Source organism: Shewanella sp. 10N.286.52.C2 (genome assembly GCF_002874545.1).
GTDB lineage: Bacteria > Pseudomonadota > Gammaproteobacteria > Enterobacterales > Shewanellaceae > Shewanella.
Window position 1 is genome coordinate 1 of the sequence record NZ_MCTV01000055.1, and the last position, 13853, is coordinate 13853.

Sequence of the window (13853 nt, forward strand, 5' to 3'; positions counted from 1 at the left end):
CATTAATTACCGAAAATTAAGTAATAACTAAAGCCTAGTAGAGTGTTTAACATTTAGCCAACTAGAATGGGTGGCCTTGTTATTAATTGCCTTGTTATTAATTTTGGGCGCTAGTCAAAAATTGTTATCAGCTACTGGCATCGACATACTCTCATCGATGCTAAAAGTTTCGCCTGTTCAGTTAGTGAAACCGCACAGAAAAGCCTACGTACTATCACGTTAACAACCGTGATAGTACGAGGCAACGATAGTTTGTCTTTATCTAGTCATCTTAATTGCCATTTATAAAGCATATTATTGCTCATTATTTAGTCGGCTGGTGTTAGTAACCAAATTATTATTGCTTTACAATAAGTCAACAACCCGACATTTAGTCAAAAGCTGATTTATAGGAATCAAACACTTTATTCTTATCCTGAAAAAGCTTTATAAGATCCACGGATATGAAAACCCCATCTTCACCATCGTGATTTGTGTAACCGATCGTATAGTTACTTTGAAAATGAAGAGCTAAACCGTAGCCTACGTCATCAATATCTGCTCGGTCGGAATAGACGGCAAGCACTGACCCTCCGGATGGCATATACCACTTTTCTTGTTTCCACCAATTCATGCCAATAATTTCCAAACCAAGAGCTTCCTGTGTGTTTTCACCGTTTTCGGCAGCGGAAACGTTTTCAATAAGCACCATGGGGTGTAATACAATCCATTGACTGGCTGGAGGACCAGAAAAAGTATCGCTATCGTTTTTGTAAACTTGCTGATTTATTAAGAGTTCTAGCGCAGTTTGCCCCTTCATTTTCTCCAGAAAGGGTTCCCAATCAGCCTTTAGTTCATTCAAACTTTTAAGTGTTTTCAGCCGTCCCGCTTCTGCTTGTGAGTTTTGAATTTCAACGTATAGTTGCTTGAAATCTTCAAGAACGTCAACACAGCTTGATGCTTGACTAATAAGAATACATTGCTGTTCATTTGCAGGCTCAAATGCATCGGTTCCGACCTGAAGTTTGTTCCTAATGCTCAAATCAACTGTAACTGAAGGATTGTCAATTGTGATCCGCTTCCTTATTGCGTCAACAACGAACAGGTTATCTTTAAACCCACCATATCTATCAAACCAGCCTTTAATTTCTTCCAGAAAATCAAAATATGCTAAATTTTTATCAAGTTGACTTTCAGCGGCGCAAATCTTTTTCTTGGCCTTTATTGCCGCTTGACCTACTTCAAGTAGATATTTGGGTTTCGACAAAGTCTGTGTACATAAGATAGACTCTGTTGATTGTGCAGATATTGGCCACAAAAAAAGTATCACTGCAACTAATAATATATATTTTAGTTTCATCAGAAAGTCTCCCCAAAACTTTCAACCATATCCTTAAAGGCTTTTGCAGTGACTAATAGATTATTCACTGATTGTTTCGATAATTCGAGAGCTTCCACTGCTTGCTGAAGTGCTTCTGCTTTGCCCTTCATAGTCGAAGCATTGAAGGCATCCTGAGCCGTTTTTCGCTCAGCAGATAGAGGTCGAAAGCCCATTACCGCGCGAAGGAGAGGCAGATGAACCTCTGGATCTAAAAGATAGTGCCCCAAGCCATGTACATTAGCAGCAGTTACAGCATTAGGTTCGACAAGTTGATAGTTCTCCTCCCAAATATTATGCGTCACCCACCCACCGTTGTTCGTAGGCGTGAATGGCTTGATCTGTGGTATAGGGTCTAACTTGTGACGATACTGAATTAAGTTCGTACAACAGCCTAAGGCAGGACGAACCTCAGAGGCTCCCGCTTTTCGAAAACTCTGCAGTAGTCTGCTCACGTTAGCAACCATGTGAACACAACTTAGCTTATCTCGAACTGTGGACAACTTCACATCCATAGGCTCTGGGCCGTATAGTCTGGCTAGCGTATCATGCAGTACCGATGTACCTAAGGAGTGGCCGAGGACGTGAACATTTGGCCCCCCCTTTGTAGTGACTTCAGCGGCGATCTTCCCAGCAAGGTCAAGTTGGATGGGTTCAGCCAACAAGCTAAACCGGTATAGAAGTACATCCAACCAATGAGTAGTAAACATATTATCTGCTGTTATTGATTGATCTAGCTTTGCGATTTCTAGGGCGGCTCCTGGCAGCAAACCACCAAATTTGTTTGAGACACTCTGAACTGCCGTAACGATATCACTATTGCCTCTATTCTCGATTGCCTCTCGGTAATCTTCAAAATATTTGTCATAATCAAAGACTGAAACATCAATCTCGTTCAACGGTTTTTTCGACTTTAATGTTTCATAACGGGAAAAGACTATTTTAAGCGCATCTACTACCTCTTTTTTTACAGATGCCTCAGTGTGCTTTCCCATTCCATGTACAATAATGAGTGACTTAGTAGCCATATACTCCTCCATTAAAATTTGGCAGATATTCAGCCAAAGCATCCTAAATTCCGATCAATTTTCCAGTTCAGAACTTACAATCTTTGTGAAAGTTGTTGTTCAACGTTCATAGACATCGTTGAGATATACATTGGCGCACAATCCCAAAGGTACGAAAATTAAATAAAACAATTCATTTTTTACGGTATTTTTGTTTACTATGCGATACAACTAAAGAACGATTTAAAATCGTCTGATTATTAGGCGTTAACCGATGAAACACTATTACAAGTGTGCCTATTGATTTTATCTTTCACGCTTTTGATTTTTTAACATGCGCAGCATGTGGCATTTGGGTTCAAAGGGGTACTCCCCTTGCCCGTAGCTAGTATCCGACCTTTTTGGAACAAAAAGTGGGATACTAGCGTAACGGGTTACTATGTTGTCCCACTTTTTAAGTGGGCTAATCTTTTTCGCAGTCTAGACTGCGATGGCCTGCGTTTTTCGCACTCGCTGAGTGCTGTTTTACAAGCAATTGAGCCATGCCTCTAGCGCCTAGAGTTTCGAATTCTGCGCTATGGTATTAACAATCGCAAATACAGCCCTATAAACACTTCAAAACGACCACATACCGCTCTTGAGCTTATCTAGTTGCCAATAAATTAAAAATATTGCTTTCACTGAGAGCAAGAGCAAAAGAATTTCGAAAACAGTTACTCTCACTGAGAGCGAGTGCAAATACATTTAAAAAACTTTTGCTCTCGCTGAGAGCAAGAGCAAACGAGTTTCAAAACGGGTTGCTCTCTGCTGTAGCGAAATATTGACAGTTGTTCGTACCTCACTCGTTGTATTTAATGCTTTTTGTTGAAATGACATGTAGAAATAGTTTTTTTAACCAAATCCAGCCTTGCAGGTGAAATGCCCCAAGAAATCGTTCTTTCTCATTGCGATATTTTTGTCTTTTTTGGCTCAAAGGGATCGATAAAAGGCTTGTGAGAAAGTCGAAGTTTGACTTCGCAGCATCATCTCTCAGAGCGTTTTATAGGAATTATATCGCGTTAATACGTCAGGAAATGAGTCCCAAATTCAGCGATATTTCTTCTTAACCTCATTGTCTGATATTGATTACCTATGTTTCGCGATCATTGCAGTCAAATGTGGCATCCGTATTGCCACATTTGACACTATCACTGCCAGTGATGGCAGTAGCATTGCCATCACTGGCAGTAACACACCCTCACCTAACTATGGTGACACCATATAATTCGAGAATTGATTGCAACAGGTTGTGACCGCTTGAAAGGTTTAATGAGCTGTGTATATGCCAAAAGTAGTCACAAGCACTTGAGGGCCCGTAATGCCGCCATTCATCAAAGGGAGGTAAATCTTCATGCTCGAGCGCGTCAAGCTATCAGCACCCTCGTAATGGCTGCAAGGTTAATGCTCAACATCGAGACATGTGGTTTTACCAAGTTTGGGGAAATAATGAGTGGGTTGAATGCAAAAGGCTTATAGGCACCCATGTGCGCTATAAGCCTCTTTTGAGAAATGGTTGATCTATTATGTTTTTACTTAAGCCTGTAGCCTGCCTTAAAGGCTGCTACAGGGTTGATTAAGGCCATATAGGCAATCTCATTAACGTCACACTGCGTTTTAGTCGCATAGGTCCATTTAGCTTATGAGCTATGCTTTGCCTACAAGCCGCTATCAGACTTGTTTTCAGCCAGTTTTTGGTTTTTTCGTTTTAATGCCGATTCGAGAGCGTTGTCTTGAGTCTGTTTGGCAATATCTATCGAGATGTCTCGAATTAAAGGTGAAAGCTTGTCGTTAAATGCTTCCAAAACCATGTTGAAATAATATTTACCTTTGCTGCTGTCCGCAGTCTGGAAGCGCATATAGATTTTCGATATCATTTGCTCTAACGGCTGAAGAGCCTGCGCGGTTATCTCTATTAGACGCGCTAATAACGCCTGTTTTTTGCTAATATCATCATCGAGCTCAATGACCTGCTTATGTTTGACCGCGGCTACTTGATTTAGCTTATTCACTTCAGCATATTTGTTTTTGACTTCAACATCTAATTGGTCACTCACAGACGCCTGCTCGTGAATAAACTCCTGCCCTTTCTCAATGTCAGTACAGATATCGTCGCGTTTAACGAGCAATTGTTTGTACTCCTTGTGTAATCCAGATGTTTTTTGTTGCCAATCAAGATTTTGTTTTTGTATCTCACTGTTTTCAGTCTGCAATTTCGCGAGGGTTTGCTCGCCAATTGAGATGTTATAAGTTATCGACTGGTACTGCTTATTCAGCACGCTTATCTGTTGCTGTAGCCATTGTATTTTGCGCGTGTAGAAATTAAATGGACGCTGATGTTTTGGTAATTTAGCCTCTTTATTCATCGCTTTTCGCTTTGCAGACTGACGCTCAGATTCTGGTGAGAACTCGGCATTGAGGTCTTTTTCGTTAAACAGGTTTTCATTGATAAATTCATAAAACATCTGCTGCAGATAACTATAAACCTCACTGCTCTCGATATAATACAGTCGTCCAGACTCTGCGAGGCAATCTGCGCCATCACCGCGTTTTATCAAAAACTCATTGACACGTTTAATTTGAGACAGACGTAAATCATGCTCGCCTGTTAAACTGTTTTGACCAGAAATAAACACGTGAACATGACCGCCAGTGTTTTCCGTGGGTAGACGCTCATCATGGTGCAATGTCATGAGTTTAATGGGGTATTCAGGGAAGTAGGTTTGCAGGTATAACTTCATCGATTCCATCATGCTTCTATGACTAATCACATCCGCGCCAACGCCATGTTTGATAGGAATTTTAAAGAGTATCTCTTGGAAATTAGTCGAGTTTAGGGTTTTGGGTTTATCAATGAGCGCATTATGTGAATTGATATATTTGATAAGTTGTTTGAGTTTTTGATTTTTTCTCGGCAGTTCAAACTGATTAAATTCAGCGCTAATCTCATTGACGTTGATAAAGACGGTGGACTCGATGCAGCTCGTCACTAATTTAGCAACTTGCTGAGGAAGTTTGTCATCTGCAATCCACGACTTCAATTTGGATTTTGCTTTCGATTTGGCTTTGCCTTTTTGCGCATAAGAAGCCGCACTCTGAGTGGTTTCACCCATGACATCAAATAAAATAGCTTCACGCTGTTCTGGCGAAATAGAATTAAGAGGAATAATACCATCTGGTGTATCTATCAGATTTGAATCCGATAGTGACTCATCCCATTCAACTTGTATTTCCTCTTTCGTGCGCAGGTATTTTTGCATTTTTCCTAAATGGGTTAACCCGGCGACACTGGGGCAAGTAAGACGCAGTGAATGTATCAGCGATGCCATGCCTGTGCGCCGACCTTTTTTGTTATAAGCAAAATTTATACATGAATAAAAGGCTCTAATAATACGCATTACGCCCCCTCCACATCAGTCTGTCCGAATAGCTGACCAATGCACTGCATTAGCAATTCAGGATGCTGGTGTAGCAGGCTTTTTAACTGCTCAGAAGTTAGCGGAATATCATTGTCTGGTGCGGAAGGTGGCGATTGAATCTGTTTGTTTTGAGGGTTAACTCGACCAAAGATGCTAGAAAATTGCTTTGATACCTGAGCGGCATTGTTAGGTGCATCTTGTGACATCCAGCGACCATAGTGAATATCTATCATCGCTGTCGAGGTATGCCCCATTTGCCTTGCAATCCACTCTTTTGATATGCCTGCGGTTAATGCTTGGCTCGCAAACGTGTGGCGTAACTGCCCCGCTCCACGATGACTGATACCTGCAGCTTTCAGTAATGGTGCAAAATAGGTTTTGTTGAATTGTTTGGCGTGAATAAACGGCTTGTGGGTTTTGCTATTGTAAAAAACAGGTGAAAGCCGTTCAATTTTTTTGGTTTTATTATCTGCTTGCAAGACCGTTAAGTTAACGGTTTTTTTATGACCGGTTATCAAGTGTTGCTGTTGTAATATCTCAACCGCTGAATCGCATAATTCGACTATGCGAACTGAACCAGCGGTCTTTGGGGTCTTATAAATGTTATCAACCAGCGCGATTTTTACATGCAGCTGCGCTTTGTCTACATCCACGACCTCCCAGGTTAACGCCAGCAACTCACAAATGCGCAGCCCAGTTAACACCCCAAGCTGAAACAGGTTTTTACCACTTTCACACTCAACGGCCACCTGGTTCATCAAGCTTAACTCATTGAGCGTAAAAGGCTCAGGCTCACTGTGAATGACCTTGAGGTTACTAATACCCAACATAGGATTATGCGTAATCGCACCATCACGTTCTGCATAATTAAATACAGCACGCAAAATGATTAAGAACTCATTGATGGTTTTGTTCGCGTAATGTGTATCGAGCGTCTGGATGAGCTGCAGAACGTCACTGTGACTAACGGAGCAAATTGAACGATGACCAATCAACCTAGATAGTTTAGTGGCTTTACTGCGTTCAGAGCGCAATGTAGAAGGCGCTGCTTTGATTTTTCTAAATGCGAGGTATTTTTCTATAAATTGATTAACTGTTTGAGTCATTATCCCCAGGTCTGCAGCTTTGATTTAGCCTGCTTTATTCTTGGGAACAATAATACACTTCACAGTTATATAATCAACACCTATTTAATTGTAAGTGCATGATTTAAAATAAGTATATTGCCAAACTTTGATTTTGACAAGTTTATAGAAATCTTATCTGTGTCGTTAAAGTGAGTTAAGCCTAATGAAAAATATATCGCTACCTCATTAAGCCACCTTATGCTTTAAGTTTATTCAGTATCGATAGCTAATGCTTTCTCATCAGGCATTAAATCATACACCGAGCACGATAAAACGCTGGCAATAATAAATACTTTTTCAAGGCTAATGCTCTTCTCTCCGCGCTCTACGATACCGATATAATTAAGGCTAAAGCCACACTGTTGAGACAGATCTTTTTGAAGTAGTCCCTTTTCTTTTCTTTTTTCTGCTAGTTTTTTTCCAAACTCAGTCGCAATCTTTTTTTTCATTCTTATCTTGAAGACCAGAACAAAACACACTATAGTGTGTTTTGTGATAATTATTCACTTAGCTAATATCAGTTTGCCGCTGCCTTATTAGCTAAACTCCCGCCCACTGGTGCTTGCATCAGTGGGTTAACTTAATCACAACTCGAATCTATCACCGATGAAACAAGCTGAATTTATTAGAATACTTAACAGATATTGTTCCGATATCTTTCAAACTGAACAGTTATTAAAAGCACTTAAGTGGGACTCTAACTCATCTGAGAGTGTCGTCGTTCTGCGAAAGTGCATGCATAACCACTTATACCGATTAGAACAAAAACAGCTTATAAAGCGGCTTTCTCCAAAAGGCAGCCCTAATGGCCAATTTGAAAAGCTTTTCAGTCAAGAAAGCACAACTAAAGTGCTCACCAAAAGACCTGAAGGTACTTCCAATAAGCACATAAACAACACGAGTACGCTAACAAGTCACTATAATGCACTACAGAAACATATCAAGCAGTTAAAGCATCAATTCGATGCTTTTAAATCGCTTAGTGATAAGTTTGAGTCATGTCACGCAATCATTAATCCCAAGCTCAAGAAGTTAGATGCCGAACTGTATAAAAAAAGCATTGAACTCAATGCGGTAAATGAGTTGATTAATGAAGTCAAAAAAAGGCAACTGATTTAGAAGTCATTATGTCCTTGAATTCAATTTTTTGTGACCAATGAACACAGGCCACAGCATTGACTTGTCTAGCGACTTTTGGACAGAGAGTTCAAAAATAATTTAGTGAGAATTGTCATAAACATTAATCAGGCACTATAGTTTTAGAACAATTAACAAGGAGTGTTAAGAGGCAGCATGGAGCATATAGACTTGGGTTTGATTTTGGCAAGTATTGGATTATTGTGTGTTTTGTTTTCCATATTGTATTATTTATCATCAAACGATTAGCCTAACAAACTTGTCAGAACTGAGTATTTAATAGAAAACCTAACACTAGGGTGTCATCAAGCGAGCAACTTGTTCGCGTTTATGAGATTTTTTGAGTTAATAATATCAACAGTTAACACAAGCAAGGAAAAATGGCTTAACTGCCCTAACCCATTTTTGGACAGAAACGTTTTAGAGTTATTGTACTAATAGATACTGATACTCATTAGATTTTGTAGGGTTAGTGAAGGAATCTCACAGATACCCTCACTCCGTTGGGCATCACATGCGTAACCCGCAGTTGTTTTAATCTTTTAGTTCGAGGCAAAATTAACTATTTCACTACACCACGTCACAGACTATTGCTACATACATCATTCCGCCCACCTGAGCATTAAGCCATTAATAAATAAAGATATAAAAAAGAGTGGAATATCCTTCATTCTACCCTTAATGGAATCTGGTGTGGTATTATGATATTTAAAAGGTTAAACATCATCATCTGTTATGAACAGTTTTTTTAACGGAAACACCTTCCAATTCTTTAAGCACGACAGGCATCCCTATTTCAAAAGTCATATCTGTCTTAGCACAATCCACAACGAAGTCCGTCATTCTCTCTTTGAAATTTAACCCTACTTTCATTGATTTTTGAGCAACTTGTACCGCATCTTCTCCATACGTAGTTTCCATACCTATGATTGCAATATTATCTGCCTCAATGAATTCCTTTTCACAATATGCATTAACGCCCCCTTCGGGTAAGTCTTTATATCGAAATTTATATTTATATATATGAGAAATTCGAGTTACAGGACAATCTACAGCTAAAATTATATTTGTAATCATACCTGTTAAAGAAGCTTGATCTAAGACATGTTTCATCTTTGATTCAAACCCTGTAGCGGGTAATGCATACTGGTCACTAAATTAGAGCCTCCCTAGCTTATTTCTGGACATAAACGTATTAGCTCCCTGCCTCGCAAAATATAGAAAGCTCAATGATTCCTATAAACATAAGCTATAGTTTTAAACCGAACTTGTTAAGTGCGTTAATTATAGGCACATAAAAATCCTCCTCAGGAGACTTGCTTATTGCAGCAAAGTGAAATGTGTCTAAAAGGGGATACTTTTCCGTCTCTGTTTGGAGGTAATAACGACTGACTTTGCTTCCATACTCTTCTGGAATAACTTCACCTAACGCACTCAATCTTGATTCAAGGTTCATCGTTATAATGATATCAGGATTCAACAATTCAATTTGTTTAGAAAAGTAATTTATAGGACTACTTTTGAATGTATCAAGAAATCCATTAATCAAGTTCCAATCTGCTTGGTGGTTACCTGATTCATTGCTTAGTTTAGATAGGTTCATAAAAGCAAAACTCAAGCCATCTTCAATAGAAAAATTATCCACAATCTTAGTGGCTGTAGGAATGCTTCCCCATTCACAACAGTCCTTGTTTATCCCGTATGCGATTGAAAGCATCGATTTGTGAATTTGGTATTGATTCAGCGACAAAGCACCAACTTTTTTATCTATGGTGTAACAATGGTGCATAAGGTCAATATAATTTTCACCACTTAGTTCAAGTGACTCTTGCGCGATAAATAAAACCTTCACTTTTTGACTGAAATAATGAGGATAAAAACCATCCCAAACGATATCCTCAACATTTTTATTATATGGCAAAGTAAACTTTTCTGCGGCTATCAATAATTGGCTTAAAATTGAGTTGAGATGTTTCTGTTTTCCCACTTCGTAATCTGGATATATTAGCTTTGATGCTGGCATTGATTAAATCCTTTAAAGTTACTTATTACAGTGTGATTTCACATTTATTAAAACTTGGTTTATCTTTGAAAGTTGTAATATTCAGCCTTCTTAAAAATACCTAAAAGCCGTACTTCGCTTTTGTAATGGTTTATCACATCTGGCTATTCTATTGCAGGTGATATTACATTTTTGAGGTGAAATGCAACCAGTTTTACCTCAAGGGGTATCAATCTTAAACACGTTTTGGGGCACAAATGAGTCATCTCAGTTTTAGCTGAATTGGTGATGGACAGAAACGATTTAGTAAAGCCCGCGTAAAGCGCGTGAGATACGAGCGTCGAGTTTGTTATAAGGACTCACAATGAATTCACCGTACTACTGAACTCCGCATCAGAATCCAAAGAGTTATAAGTAGATGGAAAGCCTTTAGGGAAATTAAGCTCTGGTTTGTATGCAATATGAAACAGCTTCTCAAGACTTGATATATAAGATTTACCTTTCTTGTTTGCATTAACGATGAGAAGCCCATAGTTAGATATTTTAGATAAGGCTTCGACATATCCTTCATATTTTTTGTCTTTTAAACCTAACATTTCAACCGCGCGCTTTAAGAAGGTATTCATCCCATATTTTGGCGACATACCAAAATGCCCACCTATACGATGAGCAAAATGACTAGAGCTACACATACCGACATAAAGACATTCGTTTTTGTCATTGAAGTACATGTAAACACCGTGTCTAAGAGCTTCATTGGTAGTTTCATTAAGCAATAAATCAAATAAAGATACTTCAGATAAAGGCTTTTTATAAGAACTGTCGATTAGCGAAACGACATCCTGTACTGAAAGACCATCAAAGTCAGAAACATTTAATTTAAAACTCATATTCATACTCATACTTTAGACTTATAACACCTTACTAAGCGGACTAAAATAGTGGGTTGCAATGTGTAGCAAAGTGAAATGCAAGTCACTGTTTTAGTTAGGTTTAAGTGCCTTGCTAGCGGTTTAACCCTTCCAACCAATAGTCGCCAGCATGGTAATGAGGAAAGGGGTTAATATTACCTTTATGAAGATAAACAATGACATTACTAAAAACTTTATGACAAAGTTCTTTAATGAAAGACGTTGGGTAAACTAACTCAACTGAGATAGGTACAAATTTGGAATCATCGCTATATGAGTTCACTACCTGATAGTAAGGTGAATCTGGAATGAACATACCTAACTCAGTCCCTTTCGATTGAAATTGATGAACCAATGAGTTTCTAAGTTTGTAGAGTAAAAATACAAGCTTAAAGTCATCAAGTTTATATTCAACTTGAGAGTCTTTAGTCGGTTGTATCCAATGTTTCTTAACTTCATCAAATGACGGCAAAGAGTTCAGTTTAATACAGCCACTATGGTCTGCCTTTGTTAGTAACTTATCTACTTCACTATGAGAGAAAATTCTTACCTTCTCTAAGGCAGGATCAGGGTTTATTGAACAAAATTTAGCTAAATGTAATAAACAAAAATCATTTTTATTTTCCCACTCCGAGAACCGTTCAATCACAGCAGTGAATCTATCTTTATTTCCACGGTTTGGAAAAACACATGCAGCTAATGAATCTAGGAATGAAACATAAAGAATTTTCTTAAATAATCGGTCATCATCTGAATTTAATGAATCAATATTGGCTAACTTAGCATCAAGATAAAGTTTAAATGATTCTATTTGTTCACTATTATTTTGAATTATCATAGTACCTCGAATTAATACCTAACGCCGCATTAAGCGGATAAAAATAGTGGGTTAAAATGTGTAGCGAAGCGAAACCCACTGCTTTTGTTCCGTTAAAATGCCTTGCTAGCAGTTTATTGGACTCTAACCTCATTCAATCTAAACCTTATAGCGTCACATGCCGCTTCAATTAAACCACTTATTTCCTTACTGTTTGTCTCAGCACTCTCATAATATGTGAGGTCACTAGATTTTCCATGCTTATATTCAATGCCTTCGTTGAGGCAAGCTTTTCTAATCGCACTGAGTGTTTTGTACACGGTTAAAGAGAAAAAAGGTTTATTTTTTTCCATTGTGGTTGAGAAGTCATTAAATGGTGCAATGAAGTTCTTATAACGTTCAGTCTTTCGTTCTTCTTCTGTTTGACTTGGATCTATATGATCTAACATTGGTCTGAGTTGTAGCGTTGCTATTTTCAGCTCTACTAAATTAGCCCACACCTCACCATAAACTTTGTATTCTTTGTCAAACTGAACTTGAGATACGAAAATTGAGTGTTGTAATTCAGCGTCTAAGCGTTTGTTTGCTGTAATGATTTCTTGTTCAAGATTCTTAATTTCTAAAGATAATTCACTCTTATCTCTCTCAATTATTCTACTTAACCAGATTTTCCCAATAAAACCAAACAAAGCGGCTAGGACGATTGTTGTTCCACCAATAAGTTTAACTATTTCACTATAATATTCCAATTACAAACTCCATGTGAAAACTGTATCGAGTCTGAGTGCAGCAACTTGTTAAGCATTTGCATGCACTCTAGAAAATTTTAAGTTGAACGATCCTATTTCTTCACCAGCTTTTACAAGATTTCTAAATATGTACTTTCCGTCGAGTTCAGATGCATTGACCTTGAGTAAGGCGGAGCCAAAAGATAACTCTTTGTTACTAACAGTTCTGCATTTTAATGAAATAAACCCTTCCCATATTTCACCTTCAACTTTCATATTGGTTATTTTCTCTTGCTTACCATCTATGGTTTTCAAAATGTTGAATGAGCCTTTTAAGTCATGAGCATTTTGCTGCAGAGATAATGAGAAGCTGAAAAAAAGTGGTTTAGAATGTTGCCACTCACCAGTCCATTCTCCAGAAACGTCAATACCTTTGTAACTCATTCGTTGGTATGCTGGAATCAATATTCTCTTAACTGTTATTGAGAACCAATACAAAAGAGCTGAAGTAACAACTCCAGAAAAAACGCTTATGAATATTGTTTTTAATTCGACCATTAATATCCTTGATGCTTAACATTTTTATAGTGCGCATGCGTGTTTATTTGGCAAAACACGCATGCACATTTAATAAACCTATTATTTAAGCCTTACTAAAGTAAAGCTATTGATTTATAAGCACTCTACCAGAGTGGCATTGGATAAACGAGCACAAATATTTGCAAAATGAGCATTGAAATTGATGCCTTATCTGAAGTAATCAGCAGCAGTCACTTATCGATTAGCCAAAGTAGGTCAACAGGCTTGTTACTTACCTGTACTGCTTATCGGCTGTAAATCGCAAAGGGGCATAAATAAGCTAGGTATGCTCTAAAATAGTGGCAAAATTCACCATACCACTACAGCTAAATGACAGACGAAGTAGATGAATTTGTTGATTGATTTTTATTTGACTGCAAAAGCAGTCAAATAAGTTAGGTTCGCCTATTGACTGGCGGAAGGCTCATATGTATTAGGTCGTTCATTGTTATAAAACCACAGCTATTCATGCCGTACAGTAGTGTGTAGCTTTCCACATAGGCATTTGTTGTGGGTTGCTGATTGGATAAACCTGAGCTCGATATCATGTTTCCCGCCCATTTTCCAATAATCTATCTCTATCGCCAGTACTTCATGATCAAAATCATCAATGATGTACATAAGTCTGATGCTGCATCCATTTTCTAAATAATTATGAATAAAACCCATTGACCAGCATGACTAATCCGCAGGACTTGCTACCGAGGACTTTCGTAAGGTCCAGGTACCATCT

General features: G+C 38.3%; 12 protein-coding genes. 1 reads left to right on the top strand and 11 read right to left on the bottom strand.

Going from position 1 to position 13853, the window contains the following annotated elements; genetic code table 11:
* Nucleotides 1-370: 370 nt before the first annotated feature.
* The 5 genes from BCU94_RS16685 to BCU94_RS16710 all read right to left on the bottom strand — a co-directional run bounded on the left by BCU94_RS16685 (nt 371) and on the right by BCU94_RS16710 (nt 7395).
* Entirely contained in the window at nt 371-1339 is a 969-nt protein-coding gene (locus BCU94_RS16685) for a hypothetical protein (protein ID WP_102477016.1), read from the bottom strand.
* A complete protein-coding gene (locus BCU94_RS16690) occupies nt 1339-2427 on the bottom strand; it encodes a hypothetical protein (RefSeq protein ID WP_133149802.1) in 1089 nt (362 codons plus the stop codon). Before BCU94_RS16690 ends, BCU94_RS16685 begins: the two co-directional genes overlap by 1 nt.
* Before the next feature lie 1631 nt (nt 2428-4058).
* Complete coding sequence (locus tag BCU94_RS16700) at nt 4059-5729, bottom strand: hypothetical protein (RefSeq protein WP_133149803.1); 1671 nt, start codon at nt 5727-5729, stop codon at nt 4059-4061.
* A 68-nt stretch (nt 5730-5797) separates the two neighbouring features.
* Complete coding sequence (locus BCU94_RS16705; protein ID WP_102477019.1) at nt 5798-6925, bottom strand: tyrosine-type recombinase/integrase; 1128 nt, start codon at nt 6923-6925, stop codon at nt 5798-5800.
* 230 nt (nt 6926-7155) lie between these two features.
* Nucleotides 7156-7395, bottom strand: a complete 240-nt coding sequence (locus tag BCU94_RS16710; protein WP_102477020.1) for a helix-turn-helix transcriptional regulator — start codon at nt 7393-7395, stop codon at nt 7156-7158.
* Between the two features lie 157 nt (nt 7396-7552).
* Between BCU94_RS16710 and BCU94_RS16715 the strand changes: the two genes are divergently transcribed.
* A complete protein-coding gene (locus BCU94_RS16715; protein WP_133149804.1) occupies nt 7553-8065 on the top strand; it encodes a hypothetical protein in 513 nt (170 codons plus the stop codon).
* A gap of 744 nt (nt 8066-8809) precedes the next feature.
* Here BCU94_RS16715 and BCU94_RS16720 read toward each other — a convergent pair.
* The 6 genes from BCU94_RS16720 to BCU94_RS16745 all read right to left on the bottom strand — a co-directional run bounded on the left by BCU94_RS16720 (nt 8810) and on the right by BCU94_RS16745 (nt 13099).
* Nucleotides 8810-9196 carry a hypothetical protein gene (locus tag BCU94_RS16720; protein WP_102477022.1) on the bottom strand — a complete coding sequence of 129 codons (387 nt, stop codon included), beginning with the start codon at nt 9194-9196 and terminating at the stop codon, nt 8810-8812.
* A gap of 136 nt (nt 9197-9332) precedes the next feature.
* Nucleotides 9333-10106, bottom strand: coding sequence for a hypothetical protein (locus BCU94_RS16725; RefSeq protein WP_102477023.1), 774 nt, complete (start codon nt 10104-10106; stop codon nt 9333-9335).
* Between the two features lie 338 nt (nt 10107-10444).
* Nucleotides 10445-10975, bottom strand: a complete 531-nt coding sequence (locus tag BCU94_RS16730; RefSeq protein WP_133149805.1) for a hypothetical protein — start codon at nt 10973-10975, stop codon at nt 10445-10447.
* Between the two features lie 115 nt (nt 10976-11090).
* Nucleotides 11091-11834 (bottom strand): hypothetical protein, encoded by a 744-nt coding sequence (locus BCU94_RS16735; protein ID WP_102477025.1) that lies wholly within the window; start codon nt 11832-11834, stop codon nt 11091-11093.
* A gap of 113 nt (nt 11835-11947) precedes the next feature.
* Nucleotides 11948-12562 (bottom strand): hypothetical protein, encoded by a 615-nt coding sequence (locus BCU94_RS16740; RefSeq protein WP_102477026.1) that lies wholly within the window; start codon nt 12560-12562, stop codon nt 11948-11950.
* Nucleotides 12563-12610: 48 nt separating this feature from the next.
* Entirely contained in the window at nt 12611-13099 is a 489-nt protein-coding gene (locus BCU94_RS16745; RefSeq protein ID WP_102477027.1) for a hypothetical protein, read from the bottom strand.
* Nucleotides 13100-13853: the final 754 nt, after the last annotated feature.

What these genes read in the sequence shown, in the direction of transcription:
- BCU94_RS16685 (WP_102477016.1), bottom strand. Translation starts at nt 1,339, where the DNA reads ATGAAACTAAAATATATATTATTAGTTGCAGTGATACTTTTTTTGTGG.
- BCU94_RS16690 (WP_133149802.1), bottom strand. Translation starts at nt 2,427, where the DNA reads ATGCTTTGGCTGAATATCTGCCAAATTTTAATGGAGGAGTATATGGCT.
- BCU94_RS16700 (WP_133149803.1), bottom strand. Translation starts at nt 5,729, where the DNA reads ATGGCATCGCTGATACATTCACTGCGTCTTACTTGCCCCAGTGTCGCC.
- BCU94_RS16705 (WP_102477019.1), bottom strand. Translation starts at nt 6,925, where the DNA reads ATGACTCAAACAGTTAATCAATTTATAGAAAAATACCTCGCATTTAGA.
- BCU94_RS16710 (WP_102477020.1), bottom strand. Translation starts at nt 7,395, where the DNA reads ATGAAAAAAAAGATTGCGACTGAGTTTGGAAAAAAACTAGCAGAAAAA.
- BCU94_RS16715 (WP_133149804.1), top strand. Translation starts at nt 7,553, where the DNA reads ATGAAACAAGCTGAATTTATTAGAATACTTAACAGATATTGTTCCGAT.
- BCU94_RS16720 (WP_102477022.1), bottom strand. Translation starts at nt 9,196, where the DNA reads ATGAAACATGTCTTAGATCAAGCTTCTTTAACAGGTATGATTACAAAT.
- BCU94_RS16725 (WP_102477023.1), bottom strand. Translation starts at nt 10,106, where the DNA reads ATGCCAGCATCAAAGCTAATATATCCAGATTACGAAGTGGGAAAACAG.
- BCU94_RS16730 (WP_133149805.1), bottom strand. Translation starts at nt 10,975, where the DNA reads ATGAGTTTTAAATTAAATGTTTCTGACTTTGATGGTCTTTCAGTACAG.
- BCU94_RS16735 (WP_102477025.1), bottom strand. Translation starts at nt 11,834, where the DNA reads ATGATAATTCAAAATAATAGTGAACAAATAGAATCATTTAAACTTTAT.
- BCU94_RS16745 (WP_102477027.1), bottom strand. Translation starts at nt 13,099, where the DNA reads ATGGTCGAATTAAAAACAATATTCATAAGCGTTTTTTCTGGAGTTGTT.